The following is a 20,560-nucleotide window of genomic DNA, read 5'->3' on the forward strand; positions in this document are numbered from 1 at the left end:
GCTTCTGGTTGAAAACAATTGCTTATTATATTTCAGACTACGGATATGGTCATGCGACTAGAAGCACGGCCATTATTCGTGAATTGTTAAAGCAGAATGAAGGAATAGAAATTATTATTTGTCATTCATTTGCGATTGAGTTTCTTAGACAATCTTTTAAATATGAACGTCGTGTGAGGTTTCGAGAGATTTTAACGGATGTTGGTTACGTGCTAAAAGAAAATTCTCTAGAACCAGACGCTGATTTGTTAAACCATAAAGTTGCTTCTTACGTCTCAAGCTTTCATACAAAGCTTATGTATGAAAAGCGATTTATGAAAGTAGCCAATGTTTCATTTGTGATTTCGGATATTTCTCCGTTAGGAATCGCAGGTGCCTATCTATTAAACTTGCCTTCTTTAGGAATATCAAATTTCACTTGGTTTACAGCATACGAAGGGTTAATTGGAGAGCTATCGCTGGAATTTTTAGAAAAACGTTATGAACAGATGACGTATCAGTTTTCGCTAGCGTGCAGTGATGAGCCACATTGGGGTATCAAAGAAAATCAAAGCTTTGGTTTTTATTCAAGAGAAATAAACGATACTGAAGTACAGCGTATTCGTAGAGAGATTGATCCTGCGGGTGAGAGTCCCATCATCTACTTCGGTCTGGGGATGAAAGTAGATATTGGAACGTTGTCCGACTTGCCAATTTGGCAAAGTCCAAACTGCAAGTTTATCGTTTCATCGAATGTTGATGTTACTCATCCCAATGTTTATAAAATTCCTCAAGATGAAACAGAAACGCAGCACTATGTAGCGGCAGCTGATCTTGTTTTAACAAAAGCAGGCTGGGGGACGATTAGCGAAGCGGTTTGCGCTGGTGTGCCGCTGTTGATTACAAATCGCAGCAGCATGAAAGAAGACCGTCATACGATTGATTATTTAGTTCATCATCAGCTATGCGACCTGATAGAGTGGAAGGAGTTAGAAAGCTTAGTAGTGACTCCTTTGCTTATTGAGACATGCAGACGGCAGCATATTAATCATTATAAAAATGAAGCGTTACATATCGCCGAAGAAATAAATAAAAAAATAAAAAGTACGTAAGGGGTTCATTCAAAACGATGAAAAAAGCACCTATTTTTTTAGCACCTCTTTTTCAAGAGCGAATCTGGGGTGGCAGCGAATTAAAAAAGCAGTACGGATATAATATACCTTCTGCTCAAACGGGCGAGTGTTGGGCCATTTCAGCTCATCCGAATGGTCCGAGTATCGTGCGAGAAGGAGATTATACCGGCAAAACGCTAGGTGAGCTTTGGGATGAGCATCCAGAGATGTTTGGGCATTTTGATAGTCAAAAATTCCCGCTATTAACTAAAATTTTGGATGCAAACGAAGATTTATCTATTCAAGTGCATCCGGATGATGAATATGCAAATGAATTTGAAAATGGCGAGCTCGGTAAGACAGAATGCTGGTATATTCTAGATTGCGAAGAAGATGCCACCATGATTTTTGGACATCGTGCACAAAGTAAAGAAGAATTTATAAACATGGTCGATGAAGGTCACTGGAATGATTTATTACAGCGTGTAAAAATCAAGCCTGGTGACTTTTTTTATGTGCCAAGCGGCACCATTCATGCGCTTTGTAAAGGAACGCTTGTACTTGAAACGCAGCAAAGCTCAGACACAACCTATCGCGTCTATGATTACAGTCGTTGTGATAATAATGGAAAACTGCGTGAGCTGCACTTGGAAAAAGCAATTGAAGTAACGACTGTTCCTCACATCACATCAAAAGTGGAGCCTGCGTTTATAAAAATGAGCGGAGGATCAATCATTACGTTCGTAGAAGAAGATTATTTTACGGTCTATAAATGGGATGTGCAGACGGAAATGGAACTGATGCAAGATGCACATTTTCTGTTAGCCAGTGTCATTGAAGGACAAGGAACGCTTTGCACGGAAGACGGAGAATACGCTTTGCAAAAAGGCGATCATTTTATTCTGCCTCATGATTTAGATTCATTTAAGATAAAAGGAACGCTTCAGATTATTTCGTCTCACCCGAATTATAAAGGAAGTCAACATCGTAAAATGGAAAGCACAGCTAGACAAATGGCTAATATTTAATGTACTTGCCACTGAGTTAAAAGAAGATACGATTAGTTCTATTACATTTTCTTTTATCAATGTATTAAAATGTCATATTGAAGACAGCGCCTGGTTCGCCATTCGTCCATGCGGAACAGAGTGAAAAGCACTTTTCTATTTTGGAGTGAATAAAGAATCATTAATTCAAAATGAAAAATATCTAAGAGAAATTGAGCAGTTGGTCGTAAAAAGAGTAAATAAATCGATAGCTTTGTCGATATAAAGACTGAAAGTGAAACTAAGAAATGTAAAGCTTTCATTTAATTTACAAAAGAATATAGTAAATCAAGCTTTTGTCAATTATAATGAACAGTAGATTGAATTTTTAGAAGTTACTAAGTTCGGAGGTCAACTATGGAAGAGACTATTAGTTTGCGAGAGTTGTTTGCAGTGCTTCGTAAGCGTCTTTGGCTTATTGTACTGATTACCATTATCGCAGCAACTGTAAGTGCCGTAATTAGCTTTTTTGTGCTAACGCCTGTGTATGAATCGAAAACCCAGATTTTAGTCAATCAAGCAAAAAATGATCAGCAGTTATATAATAATCAAACCGTTCAAACGAACGTGCAGCTTATTAACACGTACAATGACATTATTAAAAGTCCGGCTATTTTAGAAAAAGTCATTAAAGAATTAAAGCTTGAGAGCACAGCAGAAGAGTTAAGTAAGCAATTACAAGTTACAAATGCCCAAGACTCTCAAGTAGCGCAAATTGTCGTACAAGATACAAATGCGAAGCGTGCGACTGATATTGCAAACACAACGGCTTCTGTCTTTAAGAAAGAAGTGCCTAAAATTATGAATGTGGACAATGTAAGCGTGCTTTCAAAAGCAACGCTCGGTGAAAGTGCCAGTCCAGTTAAGCCTCAGCCTCTTATGAACGTTGTAATTGCTATCGTTGTTGGTTTGATGGTAGGTGTGGGTCTATCGTTCTTACTGGAATACTTAGATAATACGTTAAAAACAGAGCAGGATATTGAAAATATTTTAGAACTGCCGGTTATGGGAGTTATTACAACGATTAAAGATGTACCAAAAGCAACCAACGTACAGCGTCCGGATTTAACTGCTCGCGTACCGCAAAGAGGTGAGACATTTGGCTCGTAAAAAGAAAGAGCAAAGAAATGATAAAATGCTGACGTTAAAAAGACGTCTGCTGGCTCATAACAGTCCGAAAGATCCGGTAGCTGAGCAGTACCGCACGATTCGTACGAACATTCAGTTTTCAGGAACGGACGAAGAGATTAAATCTCTTTTACTGACTTCGAGCGGACCTTCTGAAGGAAAGTCCACAACAGCTGCTAACCTAGCTACTGTTTATGCTCAGCAAGGCTTGAACGTGCTGCTTATCGACGGAGATTTACGAAAGCCGACAGCACATTACACGTTCCGTCTTGAAAATCATACGGGTCTTACTAATGTGTTAACGAAACAATCACAGCTTGGACAAGCGGTTCAAAGTACGGAAGTGCCGAATCTTTACGTCTTAACGAGCGGTCCAATCCCTCCAAATCCTTCTGAGCTTCTTGCTTCTAAGCAAATGGGAGAGGTGCTTGCTGAGATGAAGGAGCGGTTTGACATGGTTATTTTTGATACACCGCCGATTTTAGCGGTAGCGGATGCTCAAATTTTAGCCAATCAAGTAGACGCTTCTCTTTTAATTGTAAGCAGTTCGAAAACGGAAAAAGATGCAGCGTTAAAAGCAAAAGAATTGCTAACGCAGGCAAAGTCAAAATTGCTTGGAGCAGTTTTGAATAATCGTAAAATGGAAGAAGGAAATTATTACTACTATTATGGAAGTAATTAACCTATTTTCTTAAATAACAGGCAGGCTTTTTGATAAGGCGTCGAAACCAAAGCGGTTTCGGCGCCTTATTTTTGTTTGCTGTTTTTTAGGCTCTTTTTAGGTTCTGAAAAGCTTCTTTTTTGGCTTGGAAGGTGCTCTGTTCCTAATTTTCCCTTAGCAATTTATATAAGGAAAGAGAGTGTTACATTTACTGAGGTAGAAATTTCGACAAAAAAAGACATAGAAATACTTACTGTAATGTGCTAATATGAATATTGCTTTTGTTAGGTCTTAAGACATATAAAAAGAAGCTTGATATATGAGTAAGATTTTAATTAGCCACCTTTTTCCTATATGCATACAAACTTATTACTTGATAAGATGAATGAAATTATGCTGAAAACAGTTATGTCAGAAGGTCTGACATAGTATAATGCGTTATTTTACGTTTTAGCATGCGTATTGACGTACTGAGGAAAAAGGTATATTACTATATGTATAGAAAAAAGAACGTTTTGAAAGAGAAAAGATAGCTAGTCTGGGCGAATTTATAGGCGCCAACCAGCTTATCGTTCTTTTTTGTTTTTTAGTGCAAAATTTATCTAATGAAGTCAAAATACGGGCAGTGTACGCGGTTTTTAGCGAAAAAGCTCGTACAGACACAACTACATAATAAAGGAGAACATAACATGCAAAAAGTAAGAAAAGCGATTATTCCAGCAGCAGGATTAGGAACACGTTTTTTACCTGCAACAAAAGCAATGCCAAAGGAAATGCTTCCGATTGTAGACAAGCCTACTATTCAATATATTATTGAAGAAGCAATTGAATCAGGCATTGAAGATATTATTATCGTAACGGGTAAAGGTAAGCGTGCGATTGAAGATCACTTTGACAACGCTCCTGAGCTAGAGCAAAATTTAGCTGAAAAAGGAAAATTTGAGCTGCTGGAGAAAGTTCGTCAGTCTTCAAATGTGGAAATTCATTATATTCGCCAAAAAGAACCAAAAGGATTAGGACATGCAGTATGGTGTGCACGTAACTTTATTGGCAACGAGCCGTTCGCTGTTCTTTTAGGAGACGATATTGTACAGGCCGAAACACCTTGTCTGCGTCAATTAATGAATGAGTATGAGCAAACGCTATCTTCAGTTATTGGTGTTCAGACTGTTCCTGAAAATGAAACGCATCGCTATGGTATCGTAGATCCTTCTTCAAATAAAGGCCGCCGCTACCAAGTAGAGTCATTTGTTGAAAAGCCAGCAGCAGGTACAGCACCTTCAAACTTAGCGATTATGGGCCGTTACGTATTCACTCCTGAGATTTTTAAATTTTTAGAAGAGCAAGAAATTGGAGCGGGCGGGGAAATTCAATTAACCGATGCGATTCAAAAGCTAAATGAAATTCAGCGCGTGTTTGCGTATGATTTTGAAGGCAAACGTTATGACGTAGGAGAAAAATTAGGCTTTATCCAAACATCACTGGAGTTTGCTCTTCAGCACGAAGATTTGCGTAAAGATCTTCTTGTATTTATGGAGCAGCTGTTAAAAGAGCAGCAAATCAAAGCTTAAACAGAGAAACCTGCCGGTAGCTTATTTGAGTAGGTTACCGGTTAAGTAGTATTGGGGTGAAGCTTAATGACAAAAAAAGTACTTGTGATTTCTCAACATTTTTATCCGGAAATCGGAAGCGCCGGAAACCGGATGAAAAACGTATATAAGCTCTTAAAAGAAAATGATTATGATGTAAATGTTTTGACAACTGAACCAACGTATCCAAATAAGAAGATCTATAGCGATGAACAGTTTTGGGACGATGATTCATTAGATGAAGAAAATGATGTTACACGAGTAAAAGTAGCCAATCGCAAATACTCTAGAAGCATTATTAACCGCTTATGGTACTACTTAGAAATTGCGTTTCGAATGATTTTATTTATTTTATTTGACCGTAAAAAATATGATGTTATTTTTGTGACGTCACCTCCTATTTTTATTGCGGTAGTGGGGTTAGTAGCCAAGTATCGGTACCGGACAAAAATGATTCTCGATATAAGGGATTTGTGGCCGGAATCACTAAAGGGAGTCGGGGTTTTTAATTATCGTTTTATTATTTATATCTTCAGCAGGTTAGAGAAGCTGCTGTATATAAAAGCCGATAAAATTATCGTAAATAGTCAGCGCTTCAAAGATTTTATCATCGGTAATTATCATATTCCTCTAAAGAAAATCTCTTTTATGCCAAATGCCGCTCGACAAGAAGAAATCTCTCCGATTGAATCAGGTGACGGGCCGTTCAAAGTCATGTATGCAGGAAACATCGGCTTGGCTCAAGATGTCACAATCTTAATGGAATTAGCGAAAGAACTAAATGAGTATGATATTCAGCTCACGGTGATGGGCTACGGATTTAAAAAGCGGGAATTTGTGAAGTTTGCAAAAGAACATAATCTTTCTAACGTGAATTTTATGAAGCCTTCTACCCGTAAAGAATGTTTAAAGACAATTTCAACTCATCATATTGGAATTGTTACTCTTAACGGCAAGGAAGTATTTGAAACGGTATTGCCTGGGAAAATTATTGATTATATGACGTGCAGTCTTCCTATTGTTGGAGCCGTATCAGGTTATGCTAAAACCATCATTGAAACAACAGAAGCAGGAATTGTAGCCAACTCTCATGATGCAGAAGAAATGTTAACACATATTTTATACCTGTATCAGCGTCCTTCTCTTCGAAGTGAAATGGCGGTAAACAGCCGAAAGTACGTTCAAAAACATTTCCTGTGGGAACGAAATATCAATGTGTTAATCAATCTGATTGAAAACAGAGTACCTGCATATGAAGAGATGAGTCCTGTAGAAACGAGAGAAAAAGCCGAAGTTTTATAATTACATAGAATCTTCACTATGAATATCTTAAAAGTAACGACGGAGGATAAAGATGTCTAAGAACGTATGTATGTTTGTGTGGAATCATTTTACCAATGATGCCCGTGTCTTAAGAGAATGTTCTTCATTAGTAGAAGCCGGCTATAATGTGGATCTCATTGCGATCCATGACCGGAAAAACCCACAGCTTAAAAAGAAAGAAGAGCGCAAGGAAGGTTTTACTGTTATTCGTGTCAACAACCAGTTTCCATTATTACAAATGCTTCTTGGAGCTGCTCGACGTTTGAAAAAAAGTATTCCTTTGCAACTGCTTGCTTTAGTTATACTTGGCTTAGGATTATGGAAGCTGACAGTAGTTACATTACTAGTAGCAGTTCTACTTGGACTGTTTGTGACGCCAAAAGCTCGAACGTTTATGGTTAGGGGCTACATTGCAAGTCAAATGGTGAAATACGGATTAAAAAAGAAATATGATATTTATCATTCGAATGATTTAAATACGCTTCCTCAAGGCATTACATGTGCAAAAATTTTGCGTCGGAAAAAGCTAGTCTATGATTCTCACGAAGTGCAAACAAGCCGTACTGGGTACAACAGTCCTATTTACGGAATAATGGAAAAACTTTATATTAAGTTTACGGATGTGATGATTGCTGAAAATCATACGCGTGCTAAATATACAGAAGACTTGTACAAGCTGTATCCGCAGGTTGTTCATAATTATCCGTTTGTTGTGAAGCCAGAGCTGAGTCAATCTGTTAATCTTCATGAGAAGCTGAATATTCCTTCTACTGAACCAATCCTTTTATATCAAGGCGGTGTTCAAGTTGGTAGAGGACTTGATAAGCTAGTAGAAGCAGCACCGCTGTTCAAACGAGGCGTGCTTGTCTTCATCGGTGACGGTCGTATTAAACCCCAGCTTCAAAAAATGGTGAAAGAGCAAGGACTTGAAGATCGTGTTAAGTTCCTAGCAAAAGTGCCGGTGGAAGATCTTATGCATTATACGAAAAATGCGTATCTTGGTTTCCAAGTATTAAATAACATTTGTTTTAACCATTATTCTGCGTCTTCAAACAAATTATTTGAGTATATGATGAGTGCGGTTCCCGTTATCGCCTGCAGTTTCCCTGAAATTCAAAAAGTAGTAGAAACAGAGGAAGTAGGGGTATGCGTTGACTCGCACGATCCAGTGTCGATTGCCAATGGCGTTAACTACTTGCTTGATCATCCTGAAGAACGTGAACGAATGAGCCTTAATTGCTACCAGGCTCGCGAGAAATACAACTGGAATAATGAAAAAGAAATTTTTATTGATATCTACAAAAAGCTGGCATAACGTGTCAGCTAGAATTTTAACCTTCTAAATGTGTGCAGCATCATCACTAATTTTTACAAGAATAGGAATGAGCAACTTGAGTAAATATAAAGTCACCGTCGTGATTGTAAACTATAATAAAGAACCCTATATTTCTCAATGTATTGAGTCTGTTATCAATCAGTCTCTGCAGCCAATGGAAATCATCATTGTAGACGATGGGTCAACAGATAACAGCGGCATCATTTCGAGCCGATATGCTGCAGCACATCCTCATGTTCGTTATCTCACTCAAGAAAATAATGGAGTAAGTTCGGCCAGAAACAAAGGCTTATCTTACGCACAAGGCGAGTATGTTGCCTTTTTAGATGCAGATGATTATGTACCCGCTGATGCCTATGAAAGGCTGTATAAAGCCGCAGTACAATCAGATGCAGATACCGCTATAGGAAACTTTGAATGTTTTAACGAGTATCGCACTTGGCATTTGGCTTATATGAAGAAAGTCTTTGCGAAAGGCCTTCCTGCCGTACGGCATATTTCTACCCACAAAGAACTGCATCTCACGCCTTCAGCAAGCAATAAATTATTTAAAAAAGATCTTCTTATTCAGCATAATATTTCTTTTGATGAAGATTTACATGTTGGTGAAGATCTGTTATTCGCTCAAAAAAGTCTCTACTGCTCGCGTAAAACGGTAGTAGAAAATAGTGACGTTTTGTATTACCGAGTTAATGACAATGAAATGACACTATCAAAAAATAGTACTCTTTCATTTTTCAAACAGCTAGTAATGGTACAGCAAAAATTAAAGAGTTTATACGGTACTCTCAATGAACGGTCTCTGCTTCACGAAATTGAAAAGAGACAGGCAGAATTTTTCTTTAACTCTCTTTTTACAAAGGGTCCTAAGCTGCCGAATGATCATTTGAATGAGCTGTTAGATATAAGCAGCAGCTTTTTAGATACGCTTGTTCATCGTGAAGTAACATTCAGCTTAGACAGCAAAAGTCAGCTGCTCACACAAATGATTGTACAAAGAGATTATGAAGAGTTTATGAACTTAATGTTTTCTTTTTGTAAAGATGAATTTATAAACGAGATTTTTTTGGAAGAAGGTCTGTTTTACAGCTCTTTAGCTAAAACATTTCCAAGATATAAGCAGTACTTAGAAGTGAAGCACGTAGAAGTTGAACAGCGAATTGAAGTGATCGAATTAAAAGACGGACAGCTAACACTTGGCGGCTACGTGTTTATTAAAGGCTTATCTGCTAAAGGAATGCAAAAGGACTTGTTATTTAAATACCGAGGTAAAGAGAAAGCAGTTCCTTTGCAGCAGGATTTACGAACAGACGTGAGTTATTTATTTTCACATAATCAAATTGATTACCAAGACGCTGGCTTTAAAACGATTTCTCTCAACGTATTGGATTTTCTTGAGCAAGGTGAGTGGCAGGTATATATTCGTTTGACTGTAAATGATGTAACAGTGGAAGAACCAATAAAAGTGATGCTAGCTCAGCTGCGAAATCGTACGAAAACCCATGTGGTGAACAATATTCAAATCAAAACAGCATTTAACACACGCTCACAAATGAAAATTAGCTTAAAAAAAGTAAATATGCTAGGGAAATTAAAGTCTTTTGCTGTTCAAGTAAAAAGAGATATTCGATATGATGGAAGCTTTTTGAAGGCTAAGGATTACCATACGTTTTTAGCAATTCTATTATATAGAATGTTTCGTTTATTTTATGTGAAAAAACAAATTTGGCTGATTGGTGAGCGAAAAGATACGGCTCAAGATAATTCTTATCATTTGTATCAATATATTCGCAAGCATCATCCAAACGTTAATATTTATTATGTAATTGATAAGAAATCTCCAGATTATCAATTTATCAAGCATTTAGGAAATATTATTCATTTTAATAGTCTGAAGCACACGTTTTATTTACTCATATCCCATAAAACCATTAACAGCTACGTTGAAACACCTAACATGCATACGGAATCGTATAAAAAAATTATGAAGTATTATCCAGAGTGGCAGCAAAATGAAAAGATTTTTATTCAGCATGGTGTAATCGGTGTTAGCCGGGTTAATCATGTTCTTCATAAAAATAGAATGAATTATAGTCAGTTTGTTGTTTCTTCACCGTTCGAAAAAAAACACGTAATGAAAGAATTTGGTTATAGCGAAAACGAGGTAATTGAGACGGGGCTTGCACGCTGGGACGCACTTGAAGATACAAGCACAGGTAAAGAAATTCTCATCATGCCAACATGGAGAAGCTGGATTAAAACAGAGCAGCAGCTGTTTGCATCTGATTACTGGAGACGCTATTTGTCTCTGCTTGAAAACGAAGGATTTCACCGTTTTCTTGAACAAAAAGATTTAACAGTTACGTTCTTTCCGCATTATCAAATGCAGAAGTTAATTGGAAAATTTCCTGCTTTCCATCCTAGAATCACGGTCGTGAAGCAAGGAGAAGAAACTGTTCAAAATTTATTAAGAAGTCACAGTATGCTGCTTACTGATTATTCGACTGTATCGTTCGATTTTGCTTATATGAATAAACCTGTTTTATTCTATCAGTTCGATTATGATGACTTTTATTCAAAGCATTATAATGAAGGTCCTATTAATCATAAAAAAGATTTATTTGGAGAAAGAGTAGAAACGGAAAAAGAAGTGATTCAGCTATTAAAGCAATTTCCTCACTATTCTATTCATAAAGCTAATAAAATTCAAAATTATGTTGTAAAAGAACATTCTCATAGCAATTTACTATTCAAACAATTGAGTGGAGGGAATTATGAATGAATAAACCATTAATTACAGTTATTCTACCTATCTACAATGTAGAAAGTTATATCGAAGAGTGCTTAAACTCCTTGTTGAATCAAACAATTGGCCATGAAAAATTGGAAGTCCTTATGGTTAATGATTGTTCTACGGATAACACAGCTGAGATCATGAATCAATATTCTCAGAAATACCCTCATTTTAAATCGATTCATTTAGAGGAAAATACGGGCGCTCCTGGGAAGCCAAGAAATATTGGTATTGAAAAAGCAACTGGTGAATACTTAATCTTTTTAGATCCCGATGATTATATTCCACATGATGCGTACGAAGCTCTTTATCAAGTCGCTAATGAAAATAAATCAGACTTTGTAATGGGGAAAATGGTGAGCTTTGATGATGAAGATGGCAGAGAGTATGAGCATATTACATTTAAAAACTATTTGTTACATAAGCAGTACTTGAATGTAGATATAAAAAGCGTGCCTTTCTTTTTGCAAGTGAAAACAGCCGTTTATTTAAAGCTTGTTAAAACAGCATTTATTAAAAAGCATAACATTTCATTTGTAGAAGGCATGAAAAACGGCGAAGACAAATACTATGACATGCAGCTTTTCACTAAAGCAGCTAAATTCAGCTATATCCCGAAGGTTATTTATATGTACCGAGCAAGAAATGATGCAAAAAACTTATCATTAACGCAGCGAGATATCGTGAGTACAGTTGAAAATGATGTGAAAGCAGCAAAGCTCGTAAAACCGATGCTTGGCAGTGAAGAATACACCTATTTTCAAATTAACGCGCTGAGATCTCTATTATGGAAGCTGTGTGACCCAGACTTTAACCGTCTGCAAATGGATACAAAACTTTATTTGATTAACTTAGTTAAAGACGTTATTAAAGGGTATGATAAAAAGTTAATTGAAAAATATTTAAAGCTTGAAGGTCCTTTTATCAGCTTAATTGATAAAGGATATATAGATGAAGCGCTAGAGTATAATAAAATGCTTGTTTCGAGACGCTGGTGGTACAAGCAAGGTATTGAGCTACAGGCAGAATACAAAAAACACGCTAAAATCAGAAAAAGCTATTCATGGAAAATGACAAAAATCTTACGCAGCCGTAACTTTAAATTGAAACAACTAATTAAGAGGAGATATGTAAATGAAAGTCAGCATAGTAGCACTCTTGCAGGAAAGTAATCTTACTAATTTTATTGATACTCTTAATAGATTAAGAGAACAAACGATTGGGTTTGAAAACATTGAATTGATGATTCTTGATCAAGCCGTTGAAAAAACGTCTCAGGAAGTAATTGAGCTTTCTAAATTGTCTCAGGAGGCCAACATACATGTACAAAAAGAAAGCGAGGTAAACTTTGCTTCTTTAAAAGGAAAGTATATCAGCTTCTTTGATTTTAATTATAGTATTTCACCTCATTTGTATAGTGAGCTATACAATACAGCAGAAAAAAAAGGACTGGATTTTGTATCAGCTAATGCAGATTCAACGGTGAAAACAACTATGGATGCATCAGCTGATGTTATAAAAAGAGGATTTAATGCGTTAACGTCTTTAAAATTAATAAAAAAAGATACGCTGCTTCAACATCCGCAGTTGGTATCTAAATCTGTCACAAGTACAGCGGTTGAAGCTTTTCATTTTCTTGTCTATACAAAAGAGCTTTCTTTTAACTACATCAGTAAATTAAAATATAAAAATGGGTTTACTTTTGACGAAGATTATATCAGCTCATCGATTGGACACATTGGCGAGGTTAACCGGGCGTTGCAAATGCAGGCACCTAAGGAATTAAACGAAGCCATTAAATTTCAACTTTTAACGCATATGCTTTATTTAATTGATAAAAATACGTTTACGAATAACTTAACAGAAGAAAAGCAAACGATTGCTTATAATGAGTTAAGAAGTCTGTTAGCTTTATTTAGCCCTCAAGAAATCAAAAGCTGCGGTATAGACGGCTATATTCCGATTTTTAAGATGCTCGATAAGAACTTAGACGAAGAAGCTACTGAATATATTAAATTACTAAGAAGTAAGCGTCATTGGTATGAGCAAACAAATAAATATAAGCAGTATTTTAAAAAGAACCCGTACAGCTTAGAAGAGTCTCTTTCATGGAAAGTAACAAAGCCTTTTAGAAAAGCCAGCAGCATGCTTCGCAGTTTAAAACAATCTCTATACAAAGGGGTTTTACTAGCTGCCGCTAGTCTGGTTAAGGCATCGTTATTTAACCGTAAAGTATGGCTTGTAGGAGAACGTGAAGATCAAGCAGAAGACAATGGTTATTTTTTCTTTAAGTACTGCCGAGAACATTACCCAAATCAAAAAGTCTATTATATTATTAATGAGGATTCACCTCACCTTGAAAAAGTAAAGAAACATGGAAATGTCATTCATCACTCTTCTTTTAAGCATCAGCTATATATGTTGGTTGCTAGCACTTACATTAGCGCATGGACGTTTGAGGAGTGTTCATATCCAAGGCCGAAAGAAACATTTAAAAAGTTATTCAAAAAGCAGCTGGCTAAAAAATACAATATCTGCTTACAGCATGGTGTTATTATTCATAATATCTCTCCTTATTTACATAAAGAGAGATACAATCAAAACCTTATTATTTCGAGCTCTGAATATGAAAAGAAAATTATTCAAAACACGCTGGGCTACAGCGAGAATGAAGTTGCTGTAACAGGTTTAGCTCGTTTTGATAATCTTCACGAACTGGATGTCAAAAAACAAATTTTAATCATGCCAACATGGAGAAGACATTTGTTCAAAATTAATAAAAATAGCTTCTTAAAATCGGATTATTATAAAGCTTACAAAAATCTCATTACCAATCAAGAATTTTTAGAAATGATTGAACGTCATAACATTCCTGTGAAGTTTTACATTCACAGTCAAATGCAAAAATTTATGGATCAGTTTGTCATTGATCATCCGAACATCGAGTTTTTAGTAAAAAGTACGGCTACTGTTTCAGAGCTCTTAAAAGAAAGTTCGCTGTTAATTACGGATTATTCTTCGGTATCAAGCGATTTCTTGTATATGGATAAACCGGTTATTATGTATCAGTTTGATCCGCACAATAACCACCATACACAAGTGAAAGAAATCCAATACAACCATCTGGGAATGATTGTTTCAAATGAAAATCAATTAATGTCAGCTATCGGATCAGTGGTAAACAACGATTTTAAAGCAAACAAGCAATATCTTAAAAATTCACAGCGGATTTTTAAATACAAAGACCAAAATAATTGTCAGCGTATTTATAACGTTATTAAGCAAAAAACATCTTAATGATTTATAAAAGAAAAAGTCCTAATCATGATGAAGAAAATGCAATAGTTATGTTGCATTTTCTTCATATAAGAAGTTCTTTTTATATGAAGAGAAGTCATACTTAATTATAGGTGGGTCATGAAGTTACTAGTAGAAAACATTAAATATAGAGATAGTGCTATCATAGAAATAGCCTTGAACATTCCGAAAGAACTCAAGTCAAAATCAGCTGAACTCTTGCTAACGAGACGTGCTAAACATAAAAACAAAAGCATAACCCATTCGCAGCAAATTTCGCTGGATGATTCAGTCATTATTAACTTGAATGATTTAAAGCACTTAAAAGGAAATTCAGTATCTGTAGAAGAGATTATAGATGTTGCTGTTAAAGCAGAAGAGCAATTATACGAGTTGAGTCTAGCCGACTTTGATGTAACTAAAATCAAATATATGAACGAAAAAGTATGGGGCACTCATTGGATCAAACCGTATAGCACAAATAAAAAAACAGTGGCTATTTACACTAAAACAGACTTTGCGGCAAAAGTCATTGAATGCTCTTTAGAAAAATCAGATTTGATTCTTACTGTTGAAATGAAGGCAACGGTTCTTCCACAGGATTGCTATGCGACTATAAGCGGAAAAAGATATGCCATTGAGAGCAGGCCGAATTTAAATACAATTGTATTTCGTATACCTCTTCAAAATAGTGTACACTTGTATAAGACTATATCTAAAGAAGACGTCTCTATGCAGTACATCATGAACGATACGGTAGTGGCAACGAATGTACATGTGGACAACCCTGCGCAGTTAAATAATGAATTATATACTATTCAGCTAAACAGCAGCGAACCTTATGTAGCCATGTGGATTGAAAGAAAAAAGAATGACACAGTAAAAGTAGCAGTATTGGGTTCATGTGTTACACGTGATAATTTTAACAGCAAATTTAATCCTGACTACAAAAAAAATTACGAGTGTGTTTCTTTGCAAAATCAATCTTCTATTATCAGTTTAATGGCTCCTCCTTTAGCGTTTCCAAAGGACAAAATTGATAACTTAAATGATTGGGACACATGGAATGTTAAAACTGATTTTCAGAAGCAGTTTTTAGAGGATTTAAAAAAGCAGCAGCCTGATTATTTAATCATTGATTTGTTTGGAGACATCTTCTTTGGATGCCTTCGTGTGACGGATAGTTTTTTAACTAATAATTACTGGAAGTTAGCTAAAACTAGTTATTTCAAGGAATTAAAAAATCATGATGCGATTACCCTGCAAAACAACCAGGATGAATATATGGAAATTTGGAAAAAAGCGGTTAACGACCTATTTGCTTTTCTTCAAGCAGAATTGCCTACTTGCAAAGTAGTTCTTCATAAAGCGCGCTTTACAGATTCTTATTATGACAATGAAGGCCAGGTTAAAACCATAGCTTCTTCTGTCAATGTTCAGGCATTAAATCAATATTGGGAACTTCTGGATTGTTATATTCAAGAAAATTATCAAGTAGATGCAATCGATTTAACACAAGAGAAGTATATGTCTTATGAAGGTCACCCTTGGGGAGTCTTCCACGTTCATTTTGAAATGAACTATTATCAGCAGTTTTTAAAGAAATTACATCGTATTGTTGTAAAGAACTATCTTGAAGCAGAAAATGTCTTTGCAACAATTTATCAAGATTTAGAGCAGGCTTAATCATTGAGAAGTAAAGTGTATTTCTCAATAAATTGTACAAAAGGAATTATGATATGAAATCAATTAAAATCGTAATACAAGAACAAATTCAAAATCTCTACATGATTGGTAGACTATCAGCTTACGAGTTGAAAAAATCGTATGCGGACAACCTATTAGGTGGACTTTGGATTATTTTAAATCCTTTATTTCAAATCGGGGTTTACTGGGTTGTGTTCGGTCTAGGAGTACGCGGAGGTCAAGATGTTGACGGAATCCCTTTCTTTGTTTGGTTAATTTGTGGCTTAATCCCTTGGTTTTTTATTAGTGCTGCCATTCTTCAAGGCTCTAACTCAGTCTATGCGAGGTTAAATTCAGTTTCGAAAATGAATTTTCCTCTGAGTGTCATACCTACATATGTAGTGGTTGCACAGCTTTACACGCACTTAATACTTGTAGCTATGCTAACGATTATTGTGATTACGTCTCAAGGTATCCACCACATAAATATTATTAGTCTATTGTATTTTATGCTGTCGTCATTTTGCTTTTTGCTTTCTTTATCGTTCGTAACATCTACTTTATCTACAATGGTAAGAGATATTCACTTGCTTATTCAGACAGCTACACGTATGTTGTTTTATGTAACTCCTATTTTATGGCTGCCGAGTGACAACACGCCGCAGTTGCTAAAAGAGATTTTTGCGATGAACCCTTTTTATTATATTGTAGATGGTTATCGTGAATCTCTGCTAAAAGGCAGCTGGAATTTTATTCACTCTCCGTATACGATTATATTTTGGAGTGTCATTCTCTTGTTGCTTATATTAGGTTCGGCGATTCATGTAAAATTCAGAAAGCAGTTTGTTGACTATTTATAAAAGGTGAATCAGGTATATGAGTTATAAAGTAAAGTTTCAGCAAGTAACAAAAAAGTACAAAATGTATAATAAGCAAATAGAGAAAGTAAAAGATTTGTTCTGGAATCGCGGCAAAGGAGAGTATCACTATGCGCTAAATAATATCTCCTTTACCGTAGATGAAGGGGAAATCGTAGGCGTTATAGGATTAAACGGATCGGGAAAAAGTACCTTATCTAATTTAATTGCAGGCGTTACAATGCCAAATGAAGGAACGGTTGATATTAAAGGCAGTGCATCGCTAATTGCTATCGGTGCAGGGTTAAACAACAAGTTAACAGGCCTAGAAAACATTGAACTTAAAGGATTAATGATGGGGCTAACCAAAAAGCAAATTCAAGAGATTACGCCAAAAGTTATAGAGTTTGCTGATATTGGAAAATTTATTAATCAGCCTGTCAAAACCTATTCAAGCGGTATGAAATCCCGCTTAGGTTTTGCTATATCGGTTAATATTGATCCGGATATCCTTGTTATTGACGAAGCGCTGTCTGTTGGAGACCAAACGTTTACAAATAAATGCTTAGAAAAAATGAATGAATTTAAGGAAAACGGCAAAACCATTTTCTTTATCAGTCACTCATTATCTCAGGTGAAAAGTTTTTGTACAAAGGCTCTTTGGATCCATTACGGACATGTAAAAGAGTATGGGGACATTAACGAAGTAGCGGATCAATACGGTCAGTTTTTAAAAGAATATAATAAGATGTCTAAAGAAGAGCGGGAACAGTTCCGTGAAAAACAGCTAAATGAATTTTCACACGGATTATTAAACAACGGCACCTCAGTTTCAGAAGACACAGGTGAACATTCGAAAGAAAAAGCTGCTGAATCACTTAGTCTATCGCGTTCAAAAAGAATAGGAACTAAGCGGAAGAGTGTCTCTGGCAAAAAAAACTTTGCTAAAAAAGTATTGTTGCCAGCAGCAGCCGTTATTCTATTAGGAAGTGCGGGATACGCTGTTTATGCAGCACAAAGTGCCAGCCACGCAGCGAAACAGACAGAGAGTAAAACACAGTCTTCTGCCAGCGGCACGGCTCAAAAGAAACAACAAGCTGGGAAAGTAGTCATTAATACAAAAACTGCTTTTGTCAGGGAAGATCCAGATTTAGAGAGTAACCAAAAAGCGGTTCTGTCGTTTGGAGAAATATATCAAGTTCTCCAAGAGAAAAAAGATCCTGCTGAAGATATAAAATGGGTAAAATTGAATGCAGGACAAGGCAAGGAAGGCTGGGTTAGTTCAGCTCTTTTAACACCGTATACTGAACAGCAATCAGGGTTAACAAATAAAAATATTGATTCGCTGGACTCGCTTGTACGATCAAAATATAATATCAGTATAAGTAAGCTGCTAAGTCCATTAAGTGAAACTCAGCAAAACTTAATGGGAAATCAAGCTTTATCTTTAACAAATCAGTATGAATCAAATGATGGAACTTTACTAAATTACGGATCTGTTCAATATGTAGCACTAAATAATATGATCACCGAAGTATCGTTAAGAAATGTAGATGAAGATACAGAAGATATCTTATCATTACTAAAGAAGAAACCGTTGTTTATTAATGACAAAGAAGGTCTGTATTTCTATCAATCCAAGAATTATTACATTAAGGTATATACAAATTTAAAAACGAACAAAATTAAGATTATATCTTTTGTAGAACGAGATAAAGCAGAAGATAAATAAAATAAAGCCGTCTTTCCTCAGAAAGACGGCTTTATTTTTATTTTACATTTAAATGATCTTTTAACTTAGTTGACAATTCTTGACGCGTTGCATCTGAAACTGCATAGTAGTAAATGCCGTTAATTTTTTCACCTTGACCGTCTACTTGTAGCTGCTCTACGTTATGACGAGCATTTTTATAGTTTGATTGAATTTGCTTCATATCGTCGAATGTAAGGTTTGTTCTAACATTTGTTCCAATGGCGTCTAAGATATTGCCGTAGTTTGCTAGTGATTGAACGCTTGCTCCTTCTTCAATAACACCTTCAATAATTTGACGCTGGCGCAGTTGACGTCCAAAATCTCCGCGAGGATCTTCTTTACGCATACGAGAGTAAGCAAGAGCTTCTTTTCCGTCTAGCGTAAGCTTTCCTTTTTTAAAGCTGTATCCATCATAATTAAAATCCAAGTCATTATTCACCGTCACGCCTCCAACTGCGTCAACAATGTCTTTAAAGCTTTCCATATTAACTTGTACATAGTAGTCAACCGGTACATCTAAGAACTTTTCAACTGTATTGACAGCCATATCGACACCGCCGAATGCATAGGCGTGATTGATTTTGTCAGTCGTTCCTTTTCCAACAATCTCTGTGCGCGTATCACGAGGAATGCTGACCATCTTCATCGATTGATCTTTTGGGTTCACCGTCATTAAAATTAATGAGTCAGAACGCCCGCGGTCTCCTGCACGCTGATCCACTCCTAAAAGTAATATTGAAATAGGATCTTTGTCACTGAATGAAACTTTCTCAGATCTTTTCTCCGATACATCACGTTTTAAAGGCTCATGAGTTTGCGTGAACGTTTTTTCGACAGAATGCCAAACACTGTAGGCGTAAGCACCTACACCAAGGATTAATAATACAATAATACCCATAATAATTTTAAATGCTCTTTTTTTCTTCGGCTTTTTCCTTTTACGCTTGCGAGTTTGAGATTCTTCCATATTCATTGTCTCTTCCTTTGCTTAATATATTGATAAAATAAATGAAGTACCTATGTAAGTCATTATTCTTATCTTGAAAAAAATTTCTGCATCAAAATTACTGAAAAAATGACAAATTTAATCATTTTCCTGCACTTACTTACAAATTATATTATAATAAGAACAAAAAAGAAAGATATAGTAAGGGAGACAATATATGAAAATTTGGGTTAATATTCTAGCAGTCATCGTTTTTATTGCCGCAATTTCAACAGGGAAATTGTATTGGAACAACAAAGTGTCAGAACAATCGGTTTCCAGACCAACCAAAGTTGAAGCTTCCAGTGATGCAAGTAATGCAGAAACTAATTGGAAAGAGAACGCTCAGAACCTTCCAGAATCTATTCAAAATAAAATTCAAAAAGCTAAGCAAACCAAAACGCCGTTGAAGCTAGTTATTGTTGGATCAGCACCGCAAGAAGAAGTAAAAGCTACTTGGGCCGAGCTGTTGAAGAAAAAAATTGAAGATACATATGGTTCTTCCTTAATCCAGGTTGAAGTCCGTGAATATAAGAATATGACAACCTTACAATTCATCAAAAGCGATACATATAAAGAAATTGCCAAGGCAAGTCCGGATGTTTTGCTGTTTGAACCGTTTCTTTTAAATGATAACGGCGTAGTAGGTATTGAGAATACGCTAGACAATGTGGATATTATCCTAACTTACTTAAAACGCCAAAATGAACAGCTGATTACGATTCTTCAGCCGTCAGCTCCTGTTTATAAAGCAAATAATTACCCATCTGATGCCAAGGCGCTAGAAGATTTTGCAAAAGAAAATGGCTATGAATATATCAATCACTGGAAAGCATGGCCAGACTATCAGTCAGAAAAGATTTCAGCGTATTTAACTCAAGCGCCTGGTCAGCCTAATGACAAGGGAGAACAGCTGTGGGCACAGTATTTAGAACACTATTTTACAAATTCTAAGTCTAGCCAGTAAGAACAAGCCTAACCATTCGGTTAGGCTTGTTCTTTTAAAAGAAAAAT

Annotated in this window: 15 protein-coding genes; 14 read left to right on the plus strand and 1 reads right to left on the minus strand. The window is 36.0% G+C overall.

Annotated features, from left to right (window positions below; genetic code table 11):
- Positions 1-8: 8 nt before the first annotated feature.
- From OK414_RS05525 to tagH, 13 genes are all read left to right on the plus strand, one after another.
- Positions 9-1,091 (plus strand): glycosyltransferase, encoded by a 1,083-nt coding sequence (locus OK414_RS05525; protein WP_263045472.1) that lies wholly within the window; start codon positions 9-11, stop codon positions 1,089-1,091.
- 17 nt (positions 1,092-1,108) lie between these two features.
- Positions 1,109-2,119 (plus strand): mannose-6-phosphate isomerase, class I, encoded by a 1,011-nt coding sequence (manA, locus tag OK414_RS05530; protein WP_263045471.1) that lies wholly within the window; start codon positions 1,109-1,111, stop codon positions 2,117-2,119.
- A gap of 375 nt (positions 2,120-2,494) precedes the next feature.
- Complete coding sequence (locus tag OK414_RS05535; RefSeq protein WP_263045470.1) at positions 2,495-3,247, plus strand: YveK family protein; 753 nt, start codon at positions 2,495-2,497, stop codon at positions 3,245-3,247.
- Positions 3,237-3,947 (plus strand): CpsD/CapB family tyrosine-protein kinase, encoded by a 711-nt coding sequence (locus OK414_RS05540; RefSeq protein WP_317620588.1) that lies wholly within the window; start codon positions 3,237-3,239, stop codon positions 3,945-3,947. The genes OK414_RS05535 and OK414_RS05540 overlap by 11 nt, the downstream gene beginning before the upstream one ends.
- Before the next feature lie 668 nt (positions 3,948-4,615).
- On the plus strand, positions 4,616-5,497 hold the full coding sequence (gene galU, locus OK414_RS05545; protein WP_013055839.1) for a UTP--glucose-1-phosphate uridylyltransferase GalU: 882 nt from the start codon (positions 4,616-4,618) through the stop codon (positions 5,495-5,497).
- Positions 5,498-5,563: 66 nt separating this feature from the next.
- Complete coding sequence (locus OK414_RS05550) at positions 5,564-6,817, plus strand: glycosyltransferase family 4 protein (RefSeq protein WP_263045469.1); 1,254 nt, start codon at positions 5,564-5,566, stop codon at positions 6,815-6,817.
- Positions 6,818-6,869: 52 nt separating this feature from the next.
- Positions 6,870-8,153 (plus strand): glycosyltransferase, encoded by a 1,284-nt coding sequence (locus OK414_RS05555; RefSeq protein ID WP_033578299.1) that lies wholly within the window; start codon positions 6,870-6,872, stop codon positions 8,151-8,153.
- Between the two features lie 67 nt (positions 8,154-8,220).
- Positions 8,221-10,956: a CDP-glycerol glycerophosphotransferase family protein gene (locus OK414_RS05560; protein ID WP_264363526.1), complete on the plus strand. Its 2,736-nt coding sequence runs from the start codon at positions 8,221-8,223 to the stop codon at positions 10,954-10,956.
- Positions 10,953-12,140, plus strand: a complete 1,188-nt coding sequence (locus tag OK414_RS05565) for a glycosyltransferase family 2 protein (RefSeq protein ID WP_047931230.1) — start codon at positions 10,953-10,955, stop codon at positions 12,138-12,140. The genes OK414_RS05560 and OK414_RS05565 overlap by 4 nt, the downstream gene beginning before the upstream one ends.
- Positions 12,103-14,265, plus strand: a complete 2,163-nt coding sequence (locus OK414_RS05570) for a CDP-glycerol glycerophosphotransferase family protein (RefSeq protein WP_263045467.1) — start codon at positions 12,103-12,105, stop codon at positions 14,263-14,265. Before OK414_RS05565 ends, OK414_RS05570 begins: the two co-directional genes overlap by 38 nt.
- Before the next feature lie 120 nt (positions 14,266-14,385).
- Positions 14,386-15,951 (plus strand): DUF6270 domain-containing protein, encoded by a 1,566-nt coding sequence (locus OK414_RS05575; RefSeq protein WP_263045466.1) that lies wholly within the window; start codon positions 14,386-14,388, stop codon positions 15,949-15,951.
- Positions 15,952-16,004: 53 nt separating this feature from the next.
- Positions 16,005-16,811 carry an ABC transporter permease gene (locus OK414_RS05580; RefSeq protein ID WP_033578303.1) on the plus strand — a complete coding sequence of 269 codons (807 nt, stop codon included), beginning with the start codon at positions 16,005-16,007 and terminating at the stop codon, positions 16,809-16,811.
- A 16-nt stretch (positions 16,812-16,827) separates the two neighbouring features.
- Entirely contained in the window at positions 16,828-18,540 is a 1,713-nt protein-coding gene (gene tagH / locus OK414_RS05585) for a teichoic acids export ABC transporter ATP-binding subunit TagH (RefSeq protein ID WP_263045465.1), read from the plus strand.
- Positions 18,541-18,577: 37 nt separating this feature from the next.
- On the opposite strand, the gene OK414_RS05590 is transcribed toward tagH, so the two are convergent.
- Positions 18,578-19,528 (minus strand): LytR family transcriptional regulator, encoded by a 951-nt coding sequence (locus OK414_RS05590; RefSeq protein WP_263045513.1) that lies wholly within the window; start codon positions 19,526-19,528, stop codon positions 18,578-18,580.
- 196 nt (positions 19,529-19,724) lie between these two features.
- Between OK414_RS05590 and OK414_RS05595 the strand changes: the two genes are divergently transcribed.
- Complete coding sequence (locus OK414_RS05595; protein WP_263045464.1) at positions 19,725-20,513, plus strand: SGNH/GDSL hydrolase family protein; 789 nt, start codon at positions 19,725-19,727, stop codon at positions 20,511-20,513.
- Positions 20,514-20,560: the final 47 nt, after the last annotated feature.

Source organism: Priestia sp. JV24 (genome assembly GCF_025910025.1).
In the GTDB taxonomy this organism is placed as follows: domain Bacteria; phylum Bacillota; class Bacilli; order Bacillales; family Bacillaceae_H; genus Priestia; species Priestia megaterium.

Bases quoted from the DNA above. Each gene is read 5' to 3' on its own strand.
- manA (WP_263045471.1), top strand. From the start codon at position 1,109: ATGAAAAAAGCACCTATTTTTTTAGCACCTCTTTTTCAAGAGCGAATC.
- OK414_RS05535 (WP_263045470.1), top strand. From the start codon at position 2,495: ATGGAAGAGACTATTAGTTTGCGAGAGTTGTTTGCAGTGCTTCGTAAG.
- galU (WP_013055839.1), top strand. From the start codon at position 4,616: ATGCAAAAAGTAAGAAAAGCGATTATTCCAGCAGCAGGATTAGGAACA.
- OK414_RS05550 (WP_263045469.1), top strand. From the start codon at position 5,564: ATGACAAAAAAAGTACTTGTGATTTCTCAACATTTTTATCCGGAAATC.
- OK414_RS05555 (WP_033578299.1), top strand. From the start codon at position 6,870: ATGTCTAAGAACGTATGTATGTTTGTGTGGAATCATTTTACCAATGAT.
- OK414_RS05560 (WP_264363526.1), top strand. From the start codon at position 8,221: ATGAGCAACTTGAGTAAATATAAAGTCACCGTCGTGATTGTAAACTAT.
- OK414_RS05565 (WP_047931230.1), top strand. From the start codon at position 10,953: ATGAATAAACCATTAATTACAGTTATTCTACCTATCTACAATGTAGAA.
- OK414_RS05570 (WP_263045467.1), top strand. From the start codon at position 12,103: ATGAAAGTCAGCATAGTAGCACTCTTGCAGGAAAGTAATCTTACTAAT.
- OK414_RS05575 (WP_263045466.1), top strand. From the start codon at position 14,386: ATGAAGTTACTAGTAGAAAACATTAAATATAGAGATAGTGCTATCATA.
- OK414_RS05580 (WP_033578303.1), top strand. From the start codon at position 16,005: ATGAAATCAATTAAAATCGTAATACAAGAACAAATTCAAAATCTCTAC.
- tagH (WP_263045465.1), top strand. From the start codon at position 16,828: ATGAGTTATAAAGTAAAGTTTCAGCAAGTAACAAAAAAGTACAAAATG.
- OK414_RS05590 (WP_263045513.1), bottom strand. From the start codon at position 19,528: ATGGAAGAATCTCAAACTCGCAAGCGTAAAAGGAAAAAGCCGAAGAAA.
- OK414_RS05595 (WP_263045464.1), top strand. From the start codon at position 19,725: ATGAAAATTTGGGTTAATATTCTAGCAGTCATCGTTTTTATTGCCGCA.